This window comes from Streptomyces racemochromogenes, from assembly GCF_044129415.1.
Lineage (GTDB): Bacteria > Actinomycetota > Actinomycetes > Streptomycetales > Streptomycetaceae > Streptomyces > Streptomyces racemochromogenes_A.
Genome location: NZ_JBBDHD010000001.1, coordinates 135,535 through 151,246, shown reverse-complemented (window position 1 = coordinate 151,246; position 15,712 = coordinate 135,535). Strand labels below are relative to the sequence as shown.

The following is a 15,712-nucleotide window of genomic DNA, read 5'->3' as shown; positions in this document are numbered from 1 at the left end:
TCGGGCTGTCAGGGTGGCCGGAGGCCGTCGCGGAGCGGCCGGAGACGTTCCTCAGCTCTCCGTGCGGTACATCAGGTCCACCTCGTGCGTCGTGAAGCCCAGCCCCTCGTAGACCGCCAGGGCCGCCGGGTTGTCGGCGTCCACGTAGAGCATCGCCGTCGGCAGGCCGGAGGCCGCCAGGTGGTGGAGGCCGATGGCGGTGAGGGCCTTGCCGAGGCCGCCGCCCTGGGCGCCCGGGCGGACGCCGACCACGTAGACCTCGCCGAGCTGCTCCTCGGCGTGGACCTTCGTCCAGTGGAAGCCGACCAGTTCCCCCTCCCGCTCCGCCAGGAAGAACCCCTTGGGGTCGAACCACGGCTGCGCCATGCGGTCGTCGAGGTCGCGCTGCGTCAGGGAGCCCTGCTCCGGGTGGTGGGCGAAGGCGGCGGCGTTGGCGGCGAGCCAGGCCGCGTCGTCCTGCCCGGGGACGAAGGTGCGGACGGTGATCCCTGCCGGGAGCACCGGCTCGGGCAGCGGGGCCGAGTCCGGGCCCAGGGGGCGGCGCAGCTGGCGGAGTTCGCGGAACAGGGTGAGGCCGAGGACCTGGGCGAGGTGCCGTGCGGCGGACTTTCCGCCGTGCGCCCAGACCCGGATCCGCTTGCCGGAGGCGTTCAGCAGGGCGCTGCCCAGTGCCCGGCCGTGGCCGCGGCCGCGCAGGGCGGGGTGGACGACGAGCTCGGCGGCGGGGGCCTCCACCGGGTCGGTGTCCTCCAGTTGCCCGTACGCGACGAGCCGTCCGTCGGCGGTGGCCAGGAAGTGGCGGATGCCCTCCCGGGGGCCGCCGCGCAGCTGGAGGCGGCCCTGCTCGGAGACGGCGGTGGTGCCGTCGGTGCGGGCCGCCTCGTGGATCAGGTCCAGGACCGCCCCGGCCTGTTCCTCCGTCAGTTCGTCGAGGATGTCGATGTGCCGTCCCAGCTCGACGGCCGTCGCTGCGTCTGCGTCAGTCATGCTCCGAGCCTACGACCGACACCCCCCGACAGCCGCGCGTAACCAGCTCGCAACCCGCACCCCCCTGTTGGTGCTACGCGCGTTGACCATAGGCTGCGGCTCACCTCCCAGTTGTCTCGCTGTCCAAAAAGGGGAACAGATGTCAGCGAAGCCACAACGGCACCGCACGGCCCGCCGGTTGACCCTCGGCGCGCTCGCCCTCACCGCGGGGGCCGGCGCGATGGTCGCCGCCGCACTGCCCGCCGGTGCCGCGAGTGGCGGCGTTCCGGTCGCCAAGGGCCGGACCGTCGACGTACAGATGCTGTCGTTCAACGACTTCCACGGCACGCTGGAGCCCCCGCAGGGCTCCTCGGGCACGGTCGCCGAACTGCAGGCTGACGGCACCACCAAGTCCATACCCGCGGGCGGCGTCGAGTACCTGGCGTCCGGTCTGCGCGAGGCCCGCAAGGGCCACGAGTACTCCGTCACCGCGGCCGCCGGCGACATGATCGGCGGCAGCCCGATGCTGTCCGGTCTCTTCCACGACGAGCCGACCGTCGAGGCGCTGAACAAGCTGAAGCTCGACGTGACGAGCGTGGGCAACCACGAGTTCGACGAGGGCAAGACCGAGCTGCGCCGGATGCAGTACGGCGGCTGCCACCCGGTCGAAGGCTGCTTCGAGTACGGCAAGACGTACACGGGAGCGGAGTTCAAGTACCTCGCCGCGAACGTGACGGACGAGAAGACCAAGCGTCCGCTGATGTCGCCCACCTTCATCTGGAAGAAGGGGGACGTGAAGATCGGTTTCATCGGCGTCACCCTGGAGGGCACCCCGGACGTCGTCACGGCGGACGGCGTGAAGGGCCTGAAGTTCGGCGACGAGGTCGAGACGATCAACAAGTACGCCGCCGAGCTGGACAAGCAGGGCGTGAAGTCGATCGTGGCGCTGATCCACGAGGGCGGTCTGCCGGCGAGCGGCGCGTACAACTACGACTGCAACGTGCCGGGCGCCGGCGCGGGCATCTCGGGTGCGATCGTCGACATCGCGAAGAACGTGAGCCCGAAGGTCGACGCGCTGGTGACGGGCCACACCCACCAGGCGTACTCGTGCAACATCCCGGACCCGGCGGGCAACCCGCGCACGGTCACCTCGGCCGCCTCCTACGGCCGGCTGTTCACGGACACCACGCTGACCTACGACCGGGCGACCAAGGACATCGTCCGTACGCCGGTGCAGTCGCCGAAGCCGGTGAACAAGGTCGTCAGCCGGGACCTGCCGAAGGCCCCGGACATGTCGGAGCTGATCGACCGCTGGAAGAAGCTGGCGGCGCCGGTCGCCAACCGTCCGATGGGCTACATCTCCGCCGACATCGCGGGCCGCGGCTCGGAGGCCCCGGAGAAGCCGCTCGGCGACCTGATCGCGGACGCCCAGCTGGACGCGACCTCCGCGGCCGACAAGGGCGGGGCGCAGCTGGCCCTGATGAACCCGGGCGGCATCCGCGCCGACCTGGCGTACAAGGCGGCCGGTGGCGAGGGTGACGGTGTCGTCACGTACGGCGAGTCGTACACGGTGCAGCCGTTCAACAACCTGCTGAACGTGGTGGACCTGACGGGCGCGCAGCTGATCACCGCGCTCCAGCAGCAGGTCAGCGGCCCGGTCAACGGCCCGAACCCGAAGATCCTGCAGATCTCGAAGGGGCTGACCTACACCCTGGACATGACGAAGTCGGGCGCGGACCGGATCGTCGTGGACTCGGTGAAGCTGAACGGCGCGGCGATCGACCCGGCGAAGACCTACCGGGTCGTGATGAACGAGTTCCTGGCGGGCGGCGGTGACGGCTTCACCGTCCTGAAGGAGCACAAGAACAAGCTGGTCGGCGTCCCGGACCTGGAGGCGTTCAACGCCCTCCTGGCGAAGTCGACGGCGGCGGCGCCGATCGCCCCGCCGGCGGCGGACCGGATCACGGTCGTCAAGTGACGGTCGTCAGGTAACACCGGAGCGGACGGGAGGGGCGGCGGGCCGGAAGGCCCGACCGCCCCTCTCTGCGTTCCCCCCTCAGACCTTGGCCAGGTACTCGGCGACGGCGGCGTGGAAGCCCTCCGGCTCGGTGAAGGGGACGAAGTGGTCCCCGTCGAGGGGCGTGTACGAGGTGTCCGGGCGCCGGGAGACCATCGCGTCGGCGACGGCCCGGCTGAGGGCCTGGCTGCGGGTGGCGTGGATGAGCAGGGCGGGGCAGGTGCTCGCGAGCCAGGTGTCCCAGTGGTCGCCGTCGCAGGCGTGGATGGAGTCGAGCATGTCCTGGCCGTGGAAGGCGAGCCGCCAGCCGCTCCCGTCGCGCAGCGGGCGTACGCCGTCGGTGACGAAGGGCAGGGCGGCCGGGTCGACGGCCGCGAGCAGCTCCTCGCGGGTGGGGGCGGTGTAGGGGAGGGAGCCGAGGAAGTCGAACCATTGGGGGCCGGCGGGGATGTCGATCGACACGGTGGCGTCGACGCCGATCAGGACGCCGATCCGGTCGGGGTGGGCGGCGGCGAGGTGGTAGGCGTTGAGGCCGCCCAGGGAGTAGCCGAGGAGGGCGACGGGTTCGGTGAGTCCGAGGTGGTCGAGGAGGGCGACGGCGTCGGCGACGTATCCCTCGCGGCGGTAGTGCGGGGCCCGGTCGGAATCGCCGTGGCCGCGCTGGTCGGGGGCGATGACCCGCCATGCGTCGCCGAGGGCGGCGGCCAGGCCGGTGAAGGCGGCGGCTTCGGACATGCCACCGTGCAGGGCGAGCAGGGGGCGGCCGGTGCCGCCGAAGTCCAGGTACGACAGTGCGCGTCCGTCGAGGTCCAGTGTGTGGCGCATGGTGAGGCTCTCCCCGTTCGTGGCCGGCGTGGTGCTCGGTGGCGGGTCCAGCCTGTCAGGACTTGGGCAGGTGCGCAATACGTTCGTGTAGGGCAAGCGCCCAAACGGGTGCGACGGTCCGTGGGCCCGGCCCCGTCCCCGGCTACGATCCCCGCATGGGAAATCGCGAGGACCTGCTGGCCGGAGCGCGCCGCTGCCTGGAGGAGAAGGGCTACCTGCGGACGACCGTGCGCGACATCGCCTCGGCGGCGCGGGTGAGCATGGCCGCGATCGGCTACCACTTCGGCTCCCGCGAGGTGCTCCTGAACCAGGCGCTGTTCGCCGCCATGGAGGAGTGGGCCGCCGGCGCCGGCCGGCTCGCCGGCCAGGGCGACACCGCCAAGGAGCGCTACGCCGACACCTGGGACCGCAAGATCCGCGACTTCGGCGAGATGCGCTGGCTCTGGACCGCCTCCGTCGAGGCCTTCGTGCACGCCCAGTCCTCGCCCGAACTGCTCGCGATCCTCGCCGAGGGCCAGCGCCGCAACCGGCGCATGGTGGCCGCGGCGCTGCGCGGGGTGCCGGAGGAGGCGGTCACCGAGGAGGACGTCCGCTCCCTCGGCTCCCTGCACATCGCCCTGCTGAGCGGGGTCATGGTGCAGGTCCTCACCGACCCCGAACAGGCCCCGACGGGGGCGGAACTCGCCCAAGGGCTGCGCGGCATGGTCGAGTTGCTCGGCGAACCCGTCCGTACCGACGGGTAGTAAGGGCGCGCTCCGCACGCCATAATCCGGTCCGGCCACGGTGGCCGGAGAACCGGACTACGGACAAAGGGGCGGGCATGGCTCTGGACCGACGGACCTTCCTGACCGGCGCACTGGCGGCGGGCGCGGGCGCCGCCGCACTCGGGCTGGGGGCCGCCGCCCCGGCCTCCGCGCGGGGCCGGGCCCTGAGACGTCCCGCCCCGGGAACCCTCGGCACCCAGGACTGGATGGCGGGCCTCGCCGACTCCACCGCCCTCCAGCGCATGACCATCCCCGGCACCCACGACTCCGGCGCCCGCCAGGGTGGCCTCTACGTCGCCTGCCAGAACACCTCCATCGCCGAGCAGCTCGACTCCGGCATCCGCTTCCTCGACGTGCGCTGCCGGGTGACGGGCGGCTCGTTCGCGATCCACCACGCCGCGTTCTTCCAGAACCTGATGTTCGGGGACGTCCTCGTCGCCTGCGCGGACTTCCTCGCCGCGCACCCCTCCGAGACCGTCCTGATGCGCGTGAAGCAGGAGTACTCCACCGAGAGCGACGCCACCTTCCGCGCCGTCTTCGACGACTACCTCGACCACCGCGGCTGGCGCCCGCTCTTCCGGATCGCCGACACCCTGCCCACCCTCGGCCAGGCCCGCGGCCGCGTGGTGCTCCTCGCCGACAATGCCGGCCTGCCGGGCCTGCGCTACGGGGACGGCGGGGTCTTCGACATCCAGGACGACTACAACACGGAGCCCTTCGCCAAGATCGGACGCATCGAGAACCAGTTCCGCAAGGCCGTCCAGCAGCCCGGCAGGCTCTTCGTGAACTACACGAGCACCGCCGCCTACATGCCCCCGCGCTGGAATTCCGACCGCCTCAACCCGCAGGTCCACGCCTTCGTCGACGGCGGCGAGCTGGCCGGCCGGACCGGACTGGGCATCGTCCCGATGGACTTCCCGAACACCCGCTCCGGCCTGGTCGCCTCACTGATCCGGCACAACTGACGCCTGCGGCCCGGACTGCGGCCGCGGCTCGGCCGAGGGCGGCGGCGCCGGGGCGCCCGGGATGCGCAGGACCGCCTCCGTGCCGCCCGCCCCGTCCGCCGCCGCCCGCAGCTCGGCGGTGCCGCCCGAGCGGGCGGCCGTACGGGCCACGATCGACAGGCCCAGCCCGCTCCCGGGCAGGGCGCGGGCGGACTCCGAGCGCCAGAACCGTTCGAAGACGTACGGGAGGTCCTCGGGCGGGATGCCCGGCCCGTGGTCGCGCACCGTCAGCTCGCCCGCGCGCAACGCGACCTCCACCGCCCCGCCGGGCGGGCTGAACTTCACGGCGTTGTCCAGCAGGTTGACCACCGCCCGCTCCAGCGCGGCCGCCTCGCCCCGCACGAACCAGGGCTCCAGCTCCGCGTCGAACCGCAGCTCGGGCCCGCGCAGCCGGGCCCGGGACAGGGCCGTCCCGGCGATGTCGTGCAGGGGCACCACCCCCAGCGGGGCGTGCGGGGCCGCGTCCGGACGGGACAGCTCCTGGAGGTCCCCGATCAGCGAGGCCAGCTCCGTCATCTGCGCCTTCACCGAGGCCAGCAGCTCCCGGCGGTCCTCGGGCGGGATGGCCCGGCCGGTCTCCTCGCTGCGCGCGAGGAGCTCGATGTTGGTGCGCAGCGAGGTGAGCGGGGTGCGCAGCTCGTGCCCGGCGTCCGCGATCAGCTGGGCCTGGCGCTCCTGGGAGGAGGCCAGCGCCTCGGTCATGGAGTTGAAGGACCGCGACAGGCGGGCGATCTCGTCGTCGCCCTCCTCGGGGATGCGCACGGTGAGGTCCTCGGTGCGCGCGATGTGTTCGACGACCCCGGTGAGCTTGTCGACGGGCCGCAGCCCGGTCCGGGCCACCCACAGTCCGGCCGCGCCCGCGCCCACCACGCCGATGCCGGAGACCAGGAGCAGCACCCAGGCCAGGGTGGACAGGGGCTGGTCGATGTCGGCGAGGGGCTTGGCGATGGAGACCCCGAAGGACGCCCCGTTGGTCAGGTGCTTGTTGATCGTGTACACGCGCATCCTGGTGCCGTCGCCGGTCGTCGCGTCGTGCAGGGACTTGCCGCTCAGGCCCGCCGCGACGGCCTTGTCGGCCGCGGAGACCGGCAGGTCGCTGCGGCCGCTCACCAGGCAGCGGCCCCCGTCCGCGGTGACGATCTGGACGGTGGGGCCGAGCTCCTCGGCGATGTTCGGCGGGCCCACGGCCGGGCGGGTCACGCAGCCCTCGCGCAGGGTGCGGACCACCTGCTCGTCGGGCTGGGTCGCCAGCAGGGACTGGTTCAGCTGGTCGTTCAGCTGCGCCCGCACCATCACCCACGACACCCCGGCCACCGCCGCGACGGCGACGGCGACGGCGACGGTCACCAGCAGCGCCAGCCGGGAACGCAGCGGCAGCGCGCGGAAGCGGGCGGCCGGACCCGTCATTCGGGCCCGCCCTCACCGGCGCGCAGCACGTACCCGACTCCGCGCACGGTGTGGACCAGGCGCGGCTCGCCGCCCGCCTCGGTCTTGCGGCGCAGGTACATCACGTACACGTCGAGGGAGTTGGAGCTGGGCTCGAAGTCGAAGCCCCAGACCGTCTTGAGGATCTGCTCGCGGGTCAGGACCTGGCGCGGGTGCGCGAGGAACATCTCCAGCAGGGTGAACTCGGTACGGGTCAGCTCCACCGGCCGCCCGCCGCGGGTGACCTCGCGGGTGGTGAGGTCCATGCGCAGGTCGCCGAAGGCCAGGACGTCCTCGGGCCGCGCCGGTCCGGCGGCGGAGGGGGCGGTGTAGGAGCTGCGGCGCAGCAGGGCGCGGACGCGGGCGAACAGCTCGTCGAGTTCGAAGGGCTTGACGAGGTAGTCGTCGGCGCCCGCGTCGAGGCCGGTGACGCGGTCGCCGACGGTGTCGCGGGCGGTCAGCATCAGGATCGGGGTGACGCTGCCGGAGGCGCGCAGCCGGCGGGCCGCCGTCAGACCGTCCATGCGGGGCATCTGGATGTCCAGGACGATCAGTTCGGGGGCGTACGAGGCCGCCTGGTCGAGGGCGTCGATGCCGTCGACGGCCGTCCGTACGTCGTACCCCTCGAAGGCGAGGCTGCGGCGCAGGGCCTCGCGCACGGCCGGCTCGTCGTCGACGACGAGGATCCGCTGCGGGTCGCCTTCGGCGGGATTCATGCGTGGCCCCCAGGGTGGTGGTCGTCATCGGTGTGCGGGACGCGTGCGGTTCCGGTCCCGTTCCAGGGTCTCAGAAGGATCAGAGGGAGATGCCGAAGCCGTTGCCGCCGCGGTCGCCGCCCTGGTCCGAGCCGCCGCCGGAGCCCGTGCCGCCCTTGCGGAGGGAGTCGAGGTCGGCCTTGACGGTGTTGACGGGGATGGCGAAGCCGAGGCCGACGCTGCCGGCGCTGGAGCTGTCGCTGGAGGGGGAGAAGATCGCGGAGGGCATCCCGACGATCTCGCCGTTCATGTTGACGAGCGCGCCGCCGGAGTTCCCGGGGTTGAGGGAGGCGTCGGTCTGGATGGCCTTGTAGGAGGTGGTGTTCGAGCCGGTGTTGCCGTTGAACTGCCGGCCGTCGTACGAGAACGGCCAGCCGCCGCCCTGCCTGCCGCGCTGCTGCTGCTGGTCCTCGGACTTGGGCACGTTCACCTCGCGGTCGAGCGCGGAGACGATGCCGCTGGTGACGGTACCGGTGAGGCGGTCGGGGGAGCCGATCGCGACGACCTGGTCGCCGACCTTGAGGCGGTCGGAGTCGCCGAGCTTGGCGGGCTTGAGGCCGCTCGCGCCCTGGAGCTTGATCAGGGCGAGGTCCTTGGCGGCGTCGGTGCCGACGGTCCGGGCGGCGTACTTCTTGCCGTCGCTCATCGTCACCTGGATCTCCGCGGCGCCGCTGACGACGTGGTTGTTGGTGACGATCTCGCCGTCGGCGGTGACGACGATGCCGGAGCCGGTGCCCTGGCCGGAGCCGGTGCGGGTGTCGATGCGGACGACGGAGGGGCTGACCTGTTCGGCGACGCCGGAGACGGTGCCGTTGCTGGACTGGGAGACGTTGGTGCCGGGGAACCCGGCGGCCGCGGACCCGTTGTTCCCGAGGAACTGCTGGACGGTGGCCGCCGTCGCACCGCCGACCACGGCGGCGGCGAGGGCGACGGCGGCGAGCAGCGCGACGGGGCGCTTCGCGCGGGGCGCGGGGGCGGGGGCGGGCGCCTCGGCGCCCCAGTGGGCCCATCCGGTGGGGGCGCTATCCGCGCCGAGCCCGCCGAGGCCGCTGAGCCCGCCGGTGCCTCCGGTGCCGTCGGCGGCGGCGTTGGCGTCGGTGTGGCCGGTGTCGCCCTGGCCGGCGGTGCCGTGGTCGGCCGGAGCCGGGGGCTGGTGCGCCTCGTGCCATCCCGGGGCGGGGGCCGGCGGGGGGTACGCGGGCGGGGGCGGGTAGGACCCGCCGCCCATCGCGTCGTGGGCCAGCCGGTCGCGTCCGCGCTGCCAGTCCTCGCCGAACGGCGAGTGCGGGGCCGGGCGGTTCTCCTGGGGGTACTCGCCTTCGCGGCGGAAGCTGTCGGTCATGTCCGTGACTCTGTCCGCGGATCATGAGAGCTTCCTGAGTCCCGGCTGAGAAGCCCGACAGAACCGTGTATGCCCGAAATAAGGCCGACCCGCCGGCCCGCCGGCGCGTCCGCCGCCGGCGCGTGAAACGGCGGGTCTGGGGCCTGTCGTCAAACTCCCGTCGTCGCCCTGAGGGCAGACGGGAGTTCGACGACAGGACCTAGCGGCAGCCGCAGCTGCGGCGGATGACCAGGGCCGACGGGAACTGCTTCAGGCGTTCGCGGCGGGAGCCCGCCACGCGGAGGGCGTCGTCCAGGACGAGGTCCACCGCCGCGCGGGCCATCGCCGGACGGTCCGAGGAGACCGTGGTCAGCGGCGGGTCCGTGAGCGCCGCCTCCTTCACGTCGTCGAAGCCGGCCACCGCCAGCTCCCCGGGCACGTCGATCCGCAGCTCCCGCGCGGCCCGCAGCACCCCGATGGCCTGGTCGTCCGTCGCGCAGAAGATCGCCGTCGGCCGGTCCGGCCGGGCCAGGACCTCCAGGGCGACCCGGTAGGCGTCGTAGCGGTTGTACGGGGCCTCGATGACCCGCCCCTCGACCGACCGCCCGGCCTCCAGCATGGCGCGCCGCCAGCCCTCGACGTGGTCGGCGACCGGGTCGCCGACGGACGGGGTGTTCTCGATGCCGCCGATGCAGGCCACGTACTCGTGCCCGTGTTCCAGGAGGTGCCGGGTCGCCAGCTGGGCGCCGCCGATGTCGTCCGTGACGACGGCCACGTCGTCGATGGCCTCGGGACGCTCGTGCAGCAGCACGATCCGCGCGTCCCAGGCCTCGATCTCCGACGCCGCCCGCTCGCTCATGCCCTGGCTGACCAGGATCAGCCCGGACACCCGCATCCCGAGGAACGCCCGCAGGTAGTGGACCTCGCGCTCGTCCCGGTAGTCGGAGTTCCCGACCAGGACCATCTTTCCGCGCTCGGCGGCGGCCTGCTCCACCGCGTGCGCCATCTCCGCGAAGAACGGCTGGCGCGCGTCCGGGACGATCATGCCTATGAGGTCGGTACGCCGCGACGCCATCGCCTGGGCGACCCGGTCCGGGCGGTAGCCCAGATCCTTGATCGCGGCGAGGACACGCTCGCGCGTGGCCGGGGCGACCGGCCGGGGTCCGTTGTTGATGACGTAGCTCACGACGGCGGTAGACGTACCCGCAAGTCGTGCAACGTCATCCCGCGTCACCTTGGCCACGCGCGGAAGTCTACGCGGGGTGACCTACCTCTGGGCAGGGCGTCCTGGAGAGTGGATGGTCACAGGCCTCCTCCTAATGGGGGACGGCCGTCGGGGCCTCCGCCGGGGCCTTGGCCTCGGCCTCGGCCGGAGCCTTCTTCCGGTCGGCCTTGGCCGCCGCCGCCTCCGCCGCCGCCCGCTCGACCTTCTCCGGGGTGACGAAGCGGTAGCCGACGTTGCGGACGGTGCCGATCAGCGACTCGTGCTCGGGGCCGAGCTTGGCGCGCAGCCGCCGGACGTGGACGTCCACCGTCCGGGTGCCGCCGAAGTAGTCGTAGCCCCAGACCTCCTGGAGGAGCTGGGCGCGGGTGAAGACCCGCCCGGGGTGCTGGGCGAGGTACTTCAGGAGCTCGAACTCCTTGAAGGTCAGGTCCAGGACCCGGCCCTTGAGCTTGGCGGAGTACGTCGCCTCGTCGACCGACAGGTCGCCGTTGCGGATCTCCATGGGGGAGTCGTCGGAGCCGAGCTGCTGGCGGCCCGTGGCCAGCCGCAGCCGCGCCTCGACCTCGGCCGGGCCGGCGGTGTCGAGGAGCACGTCGTCGATGCCCCAGTCGGCGGTGACGGCGGCGAGGCCGCCCTCCGTGACGACGAGGATCAGCGGGCAGCCGGGTCCGGTGGACCGCAGCAGCTGGCAGAGCGACCGCACCTGCGGCAGGTCGCGGCGGCCGTCGACGAGGATCACGTCGGCCCCGGGGGTGTCCACCAGGGCCGGTCCCTCGGCCGGTGCGACCCGGACGTTGTGCAGCAGCAGTCCGAGTGCGGGCAGCACCTCGGCGGACGGCTGCAGGGCGTTGGTCAGCAGCAGGAGGGAACTCACGCCCGACCACCTGCCCGGGTCGGGTGGTCGTGCTCCTGTTTGCTTCGCTGGTCCATCACGTCGGTTCCTCCTCGGTCCCGTCGAGGACGTGCGTGGTACGGCTTCGTACGACTTGCCTGGCATGCCGTCCGGTCCCCGCGCCCTGAGGTCCGGATGGATACCACTCTTCTCGGTCCGTTCAACGTGCTGAAAGCACAAAAGGACCCGGGGGCCACGTTGCCCGGATCCTCTACGCCGCCAGAATAGCCCACCCGCCCTTTCAGGGCCGAGGGCTGCCGTGCACCGCATTCTGTGGTTCGCGCCACGCCTTCCTCCTGCGTATGCCCTGGTTTCACCGGATCGGTGGACCCCCTGCGGGCCGCCCGGGCGCACGGACGGCGCGCGGAGGCACGCCGGGGTGACGAGCCGGAGGGGTCATCATGGAGGCCGACGGTAGAGATCCGACGGAGCCGAACACGATGGGAGCTGCAGTGGCAACCGGAACCATCCGCTACTGGGCGGCGGCGAAAGCCGCGGCCAAGACGGCGGAGGAGCCGTACTCGGCACGCACGCTGGCCGAGGCGCTCGACGCAGTGCGGGAACGCCACCCGGGGGAGCTGACCCGGGTCCTGCAGCGCTGCTCCTTCCTCGTGAACGACGAGCCCGTGGGCAAGCGGCCGCACGACGCCGTCCTGCTGACCGAAGGGGGCACCGTCGAGGTGCTCCCGCCGTTCGCGGGCGGGTGAGCGCGGCGATGAGCACTCCCGAGGAGCAGCAGCGGCGACAGCAGGCCGCCGCGCAGCAGGACCCGTACAGCACGCAGACCTGGCAGGCCGACACCTGGGAGACCGGGTACCAGCCGGTGCAGCCGCCGCTCGGCTCGGTCCCGGGGCAGGCGGCCCCGCCCGTTGCCCCGCAGGGGCAGCAGGGGTGGCAGCAGCAGGCCGGCGGTACCGGTGGCGGCGTGCCGTGGCCGGACGCCTCCACCGGTGGCGGTGCCGCGTACCCGGGGCAGGCGCAGCCGCAGGCCCCGGCCGTGCCCGACGCGTGGTTCCGCGACGCGCAGCCGCAGCCGCAGCCGCAGTCCCCGTCCTCGGCGCAGGTCGACGCGGCCGCCCAGACGGCGTACCTGCCGCCCGTGCGGCAGTCCGAGCCGCCGCAGGGGGCCGGGGGCGGCGTGCCGTGGCCGGACGCCTCGGCCGGGGGTGCCGCGGGCGCCGCCGCCGAGACGGCGTACCTGCCGCCCGTACGGGATGCCGCCGACGCGGCCGCGGAGACCGCCTACCTTCCGCCGTACCCGGGGCCGGAGCCGGCCCGGCCGCAGCAGCGGTCCGCGGTGCCGGACGCCTGGTTCCGCGACGCGCAGCCGCAGCCCCCGGCCCCGGCACAGGCCGACGCGGCCGCGGAGACGGCGTACCTGCCTCCGGTGCGGGGTGCGCAGCCTCCGGCGGACGCGGCCGCGGAGACGGCGTACCTGCCTCCGGTGCCTCCGGTGGAGGACGCCGCCGCGCAGACCGCCTACCTGCCCCCCGTGCGGGAGGCCGAGCCGGAGCCGGCGGCCGCAGGGGCGGACTGGTCGCCGCCGACGCTCGGGGGGAACACCCTGCGCGCCGTCGACCCCGCTCAGGCACGGGCCGAGGGGCGGTCGCCGATCATCGACCCCGGGCCGCAGTCGGCCATACTGACCGCCGCCCTCGGGCTGCTGCTGGCCGGCGCCGCCGCGCTGGGCCCGTACGCCCTGCTGCTGCCGCTGATCGCCCTCCAGGGCCTCACCGCCGCCGGCTGGTTCCGTCTCAACGGCATGTGGCCGGCCCGCCAGGGCATCGCCCTGGCCTTCGCCGGAGCCCTCGTCGCCGACGGCGCGGTGCTCGCGGTGGACGGTACGTACGGTCCGGGCGCCATCATCGGCACCCTCGGGGTGTGGGTGCTGCTCACGCTGGTGCTCCAGCTGCGCAGTCACGCCGACCCCGACGAGCGGATGTACGGGCTGATGGCCTCCGTGGCCTCCGCCGCGCTGGCCATCGCGTGCACCGGGTTCCTCGCGGCCGACTGGGCCGCCGTGAGCGCCGGGGCGGCCGCCGTGGCCGTCGCCGTGTTCGCGCGGGCCCTGCCGCTGCCGACGGCGCCCTCGGTGGGCGTCTCGCTGGCCGCCGCGGCCGGTGCGGGCATCGCGGTCGGCGGGGTGGTCGGGCTGGGCGCGGGCGGTGCGCTGGTCGGCCTGGTGGCCGGGGTGTGCGCGCTGGTCGGGCTGCGGGTGGCGGCGTACGACTACCCGTCGAAGTTCGTGCACATGACGGCCGGTGTCGCGCTGCCGCTGGCGGTGGCCGCACCCGCCGTCTACCTGATCGGCCGCGTGGTCGGCTGAGGCGACGGGCGGGACGGGCGGGACGGGTGGGACGGGCGGGGCGGGTGTCGCGGAGGACGGCGCCCGCCCCGCCCGCTCACCCCGCTCCGACGGCGATCATGGTCCACTAGAACGCACGTACCGTCGAGGAGGGGGAGGACACGTGCGTTTCCTGCGTTTCGTGGTGATCGTGGCAGTGGTGTTGGGCGGCCTGTTCGTGGGCGCCGACCGGTGGGCGGTCGGCTACGCCGAGGACCGGCTCGCCGAGAAGATCCAGTCCCGCCAGGGCCTGGCCGGCAGCGCCGAGGTCGACATCCACGGCTTCCCCTTCCTCACCCAGGCCCTCAGCCACGATCTGGAACAGGTCGACCTGAGGCTGAAGGGCGTCGAGGTCACCGCCGACGGCCGCAAGACGCGGCTCTCGCAGCTCGACGCCGGCTTCCACGACGTGAAGCTGAACTCCGGCTACACCGGCGGTACCGCCAAGCGCGCCGAGGGCACCGCGCTGATCTCGTACGAGGACCTCACCAAGGCCTCCCAGACGGGCGCGACCCTCACCTACGGCGGCCAGCCGGGCAAGCTGAAGGTCACCGCGTCGGTGGACGTCCTGGGCCGGACGATCACCCGCAGCGTGATCTCCACCGTCGCGCTCGTCGACGCCAAGGAGGGGTCGGGCGCCGGCAAGACCGTCCGGGTCCGCGCGGACTCCGTGCCGGGCGAGGGCATACCCGGGATCGAGAGCGCCATCCGCAAGCGGACGGACTTCGACCGCCGCATCGACGACGGCCTGCCGGCCGGTCTGAAGCTCACCGCGCTGACCTCCGACGAGGCGGGCGTCCACCTCACGCTGACCGGGACGGACGTGAGCCTGGCCGGATCGTGAGACGGTGTGGTCCGATCCGCAGGAGGGCGGGCCGCTCGACCAGCCCCGGAAGGCCGTGGGACGGCCTCCCGGGGCTTTCTCATCCCACCATGCGGACGATCCTGTCTCGACATATGACACGCCGGTGACAGGGCGGCCGGTTCCTCCCTACGATCCTGGCTATGAAGCATCAGCAGGCGGACCTCACGAAGCGGCGGGCAGTAGACCTGTGTCGCGTCGCCGCCATGCTCTGTCGCTCCATGTGAGGCGTGAGCCTTCCCGCTCCGCCGGCCGGACCGACGGCCCTTCATCCCGCGTGACCGCACCGCACCCGCCCCCTGACGCCTCCCCGCGCAGGGCCGGAGAGCGACCGCCGGAGACGGCCGCGCGCAGCAACGCCAAGCCCCACCGCAGCACAGCACAGCCCCGCCGCACACTGCCCCGGAGGAGATCACCATGAGCCGCAGCGACGTCCTCGTAGACGCCGACTGGGTCGAGGCCCACCTGAACGACGCCAACGTCGTGATCGTCGAGGTGGACGAGGACACGTCCGCGTACGACAAGAACCACATCACGAACGCCGTCCGGATCGACTGGAAGCAGGACCTCCAGGACCCGGTCCGCCGTGACTTCGTGGACCAGGAGGGCTTCGAGAAGCTCCTGTCCGCCAAGGGCATCTCCAACGACGACACCGTCGTCCTCTACGGCGGCAACAACAACTGGTTCGCGTCCTACGCCTACTGGTACTTCAAGCTCTACGGCCACCAGGACGTCCGCCTCCTCGACGGCGGCCGCAAGAAGTGGGAGCTCGACTCCCGCGACCTGGTCGACGGCAAGGACGTCCCGAACCGCCCGGCCACCCAGTACAAGGCCAAGCCGCAGGACACCTCCATCCGCGCCTTCCGCGACGACGTCGTCGCCGCGATCGGCTCCCTGAACCTGGTCGACGTCCGCTCGCCCGACGAGTTCTCCGGCAAGCTGCTCGCTCCGGCGCACCTCCCGCAGGAGCAGTCGCAGCGCCCCGGCCACGTGCCGAGCGCCCGCAACATCCCGTGGTCGAAGAACGCCAACGACGACGGCACCTTCAAGTCCGACGAGGAGCTGACCGCCCTCTACGAGGCCGAGCAGGTCGACCTCGCGAAGGACACCATCGCCTACTGCCGCATCGGTGAGCGCTCCGCGCTCACGTGGTTCGTGCTGCACGAGCTCCTGGGCCAGGAGAACGTCAAGAACTACGACGGCTCCTGGACCGAGTACGGCTCGCTCGTCGGCGTGCCGATCGAGCTCGGCCCCAACAAGTAACCCCGCGGCCGGGCACGCGACGCCCGCCCCTCGAAGCAGCAGAACCCCT

At 73.0% G+C, this 15,712-nt stretch carries 15 protein-coding genes; 8 read left to right on the top strand and 7 right to left on the bottom strand.

What is annotated here, in order from left to right; genetic code table 11:
- Nucleotides 1-51: 51 nt before the first annotated feature.
- Nucleotides 52-987: a mycothiol synthase gene (mshD, locus tag WDV06_RS00765; protein WP_395507593.1), complete on the bottom strand. Its 936-nt coding sequence runs from the start codon at nucleotides 985-987 to the stop codon at nucleotides 52-54.
- A 139-nt stretch (nucleotides 988-1,126) separates the two neighbouring features.
- Here mshD and WDV06_RS00760 point away from each other — a divergent pair, with 139 nt between their 5' ends.
- Nucleotides 1,127-2,944: a bifunctional metallophosphatase/5'-nucleotidase gene (locus WDV06_RS00760; RefSeq protein ID WP_395507592.1), complete on the top strand. Its 1,818-nt coding sequence runs from the start codon at nucleotides 1,127-1,129 to the stop codon at nucleotides 2,942-2,944.
- Nucleotides 2,945-3,022: 78 nt separating this feature from the next.
- On the opposite strand, the gene WDV06_RS00755 is transcribed toward WDV06_RS00760, so the two are convergent.
- The gene (locus WDV06_RS00755) at nucleotides 3,023-3,808 is read right to left on the bottom strand and encodes an alpha/beta fold hydrolase (protein ID WP_395507591.1); all 786 of its coding nucleotides are present in this window, start codon (nucleotides 3,806-3,808) and stop codon (nucleotides 3,023-3,025) included.
- A 155-nt stretch (nucleotides 3,809-3,963) separates the two neighbouring features.
- Here WDV06_RS00755 and WDV06_RS00750 point away from each other — a divergent pair, with 155 nt between their 5' ends.
- Together WDV06_RS00750 and WDV06_RS00745 are read left to right on the top strand one after the other, a co-directional pair.
- On the top strand, nucleotides 3,964-4,551 hold the full coding sequence (locus WDV06_RS00750; protein ID WP_395507590.1) for a TetR/AcrR family transcriptional regulator: 588 nt from the start codon (nucleotides 3,964-3,966) through the stop codon (nucleotides 4,549-4,551).
- A gap of 77 nt (nucleotides 4,552-4,628) precedes the next feature.
- Nucleotides 4,629-5,537 (top strand): phosphatidylinositol-specific phospholipase C, encoded by a 909-nt coding sequence (locus WDV06_RS00745; protein WP_395507589.1) that lies wholly within the window; start codon nucleotides 4,629-4,631, stop codon nucleotides 5,535-5,537.
- Here the strand turns inward: WDV06_RS00745 and WDV06_RS00740 are convergent.
- The 5 genes from WDV06_RS00740 to WDV06_RS00720 all read right to left on the bottom strand — a co-directional run bounded on the left by WDV06_RS00740 (nucleotide 5,517) and on the right by WDV06_RS00720 (nucleotide 11,176).
- The gene (locus WDV06_RS00740; RefSeq protein ID WP_395507588.1) at nucleotides 5,517-6,983 is read right to left on the bottom strand and encodes a sensor histidine kinase; all 1,467 of its coding nucleotides are present in this window, start codon (nucleotides 6,981-6,983) and stop codon (nucleotides 5,517-5,519) included. The two genes, WDV06_RS00745 and WDV06_RS00740, sit on opposite strands and share 21 nt — an antisense overlap.
- A complete protein-coding gene (locus WDV06_RS00735) occupies nucleotides 6,980-7,717 on the bottom strand; it encodes a response regulator transcription factor (RefSeq protein ID WP_395507587.1) in 738 nt (245 codons plus the stop codon). The genes WDV06_RS00740 and WDV06_RS00735 overlap by 4 nt, the downstream gene beginning before the upstream one ends.
- 79 nt (nucleotides 7,718-7,796) lie before the next feature.
- A complete protein-coding gene (locus WDV06_RS00730; RefSeq protein ID WP_395507586.1) occupies nucleotides 7,797-9,098 on the bottom strand; it encodes a S1C family serine protease in 1,302 nt (433 codons plus the stop codon).
- Between the two features lie 199 nt (nucleotides 9,099-9,297).
- A complete protein-coding gene (locus WDV06_RS00725; protein ID WP_042812372.1) occupies nucleotides 9,298-10,320 on the bottom strand; it encodes a LacI family DNA-binding transcriptional regulator in 1,023 nt (340 codons plus the stop codon).
- A gap of 73 nt (nucleotides 10,321-10,393) precedes the next feature.
- Nucleotides 10,394-11,176, bottom strand: a complete 783-nt coding sequence (locus tag WDV06_RS00720; protein WP_395507585.1) for a response regulator transcription factor — start codon at nucleotides 11,174-11,176, stop codon at nucleotides 10,394-10,396.
- A 470-nt stretch (nucleotides 11,177-11,646) separates the two neighbouring features.
- Between WDV06_RS00720 and WDV06_RS00715 the strand changes: the two genes are divergently transcribed.
- From WDV06_RS00715 to WDV06_RS00695, 5 genes are all read left to right on the top strand, one after another.
- Nucleotides 11,647-11,901, top strand: coding sequence for a MoaD/ThiS family protein (locus tag WDV06_RS00715; RefSeq protein WP_344162543.1), 255 nt, complete (start codon nucleotides 11,647-11,649; stop codon nucleotides 11,899-11,901).
- An 8-nt stretch (nucleotides 11,902-11,909) separates the two neighbouring features.
- Nucleotides 11,910-13,520, top strand: a complete 1,611-nt coding sequence (locus WDV06_RS00710) for a hypothetical protein (protein WP_395507584.1) — start codon at nucleotides 11,910-11,912, stop codon at nucleotides 13,518-13,520.
- Between the two features lie 142 nt (nucleotides 13,521-13,662).
- Nucleotides 13,663-14,382, top strand: a complete 720-nt coding sequence (locus WDV06_RS00705; protein ID WP_395507583.1) for an LmeA family phospholipid-binding protein — start codon at nucleotides 13,663-13,665, stop codon at nucleotides 14,380-14,382.
- Nucleotides 14,383-14,543: 161 nt separating this feature from the next.
- Entirely contained in the window at nucleotides 14,544-14,627 is an 84-nt protein-coding gene (locus tag WDV06_RS00700) for a putative leader peptide (RefSeq protein WP_350206375.1), read from the top strand.
- 190 nt (nucleotides 14,628-14,817) lie between these two features.
- On the top strand, nucleotides 14,818-15,663 hold the full coding sequence (locus WDV06_RS00695; RefSeq protein WP_358895784.1) for a sulfurtransferase: 846 nt from the start codon (nucleotides 14,818-14,820) through the stop codon (nucleotides 15,661-15,663).
- Nucleotides 15,664-15,712: the final 49 nt, after the last annotated feature.

Coding starts and splice junctions, on each gene's coding strand:
- mshD (WP_395507593.1), bottom strand. CDS start 987: ATGACTGACGCAGACGCAGCGACGGCCGTCGAGCTGGGACGGCACATC.
- WDV06_RS00760 (WP_395507592.1), top strand. CDS start 1,127: ATGTCAGCGAAGCCACAACGGCACCGCACGGCCCGCCGGTTGACCCTC.
- WDV06_RS00755 (WP_395507591.1), bottom strand. CDS start 3,808: ATGCGCCACACACTGGACCTCGACGGACGCGCACTGTCGTACCTGGAC.
- WDV06_RS00750 (WP_395507590.1), top strand. CDS start 3,964: ATGGGAAATCGCGAGGACCTGCTGGCCGGAGCGCGCCGCTGCCTGGAG.
- WDV06_RS00745 (WP_395507589.1), top strand. CDS start 4,629: ATGGCTCTGGACCGACGGACCTTCCTGACCGGCGCACTGGCGGCGGGC.
- WDV06_RS00740 (WP_395507588.1), bottom strand. CDS start 6,983: ATGACGGGTCCGGCCGCCCGCTTCCGCGCGCTGCCGCTGCGTTCCCGG.
- WDV06_RS00735 (WP_395507587.1), bottom strand. CDS start 7,717: ATGAATCCCGCCGAAGGCGACCCGCAGCGGATCCTCGTCGTCGACGAC.
- WDV06_RS00730 (WP_395507586.1), bottom strand. CDS start 9,098: ATGACCGACAGCTTCCGCCGCGAAGGCGAGTACCCCCAGGAGAACCGC.
- WDV06_RS00710 (WP_395507584.1), top strand. CDS start 11,910: ATGAGCACTCCCGAGGAGCAGCAGCGGCGACAGCAGGCCGCCGCGCAG.
- WDV06_RS00700 (WP_350206375.1), top strand. CDS start 14,544: ATGAAGCATCAGCAGGCGGACCTCACGAAGCGGCGGGCAGTAGACCTG.
- WDV06_RS00695 (WP_358895784.1), top strand. CDS start 14,818: ATGAGCCGCAGCGACGTCCTCGTAGACGCCGACTGGGTCGAGGCCCAC.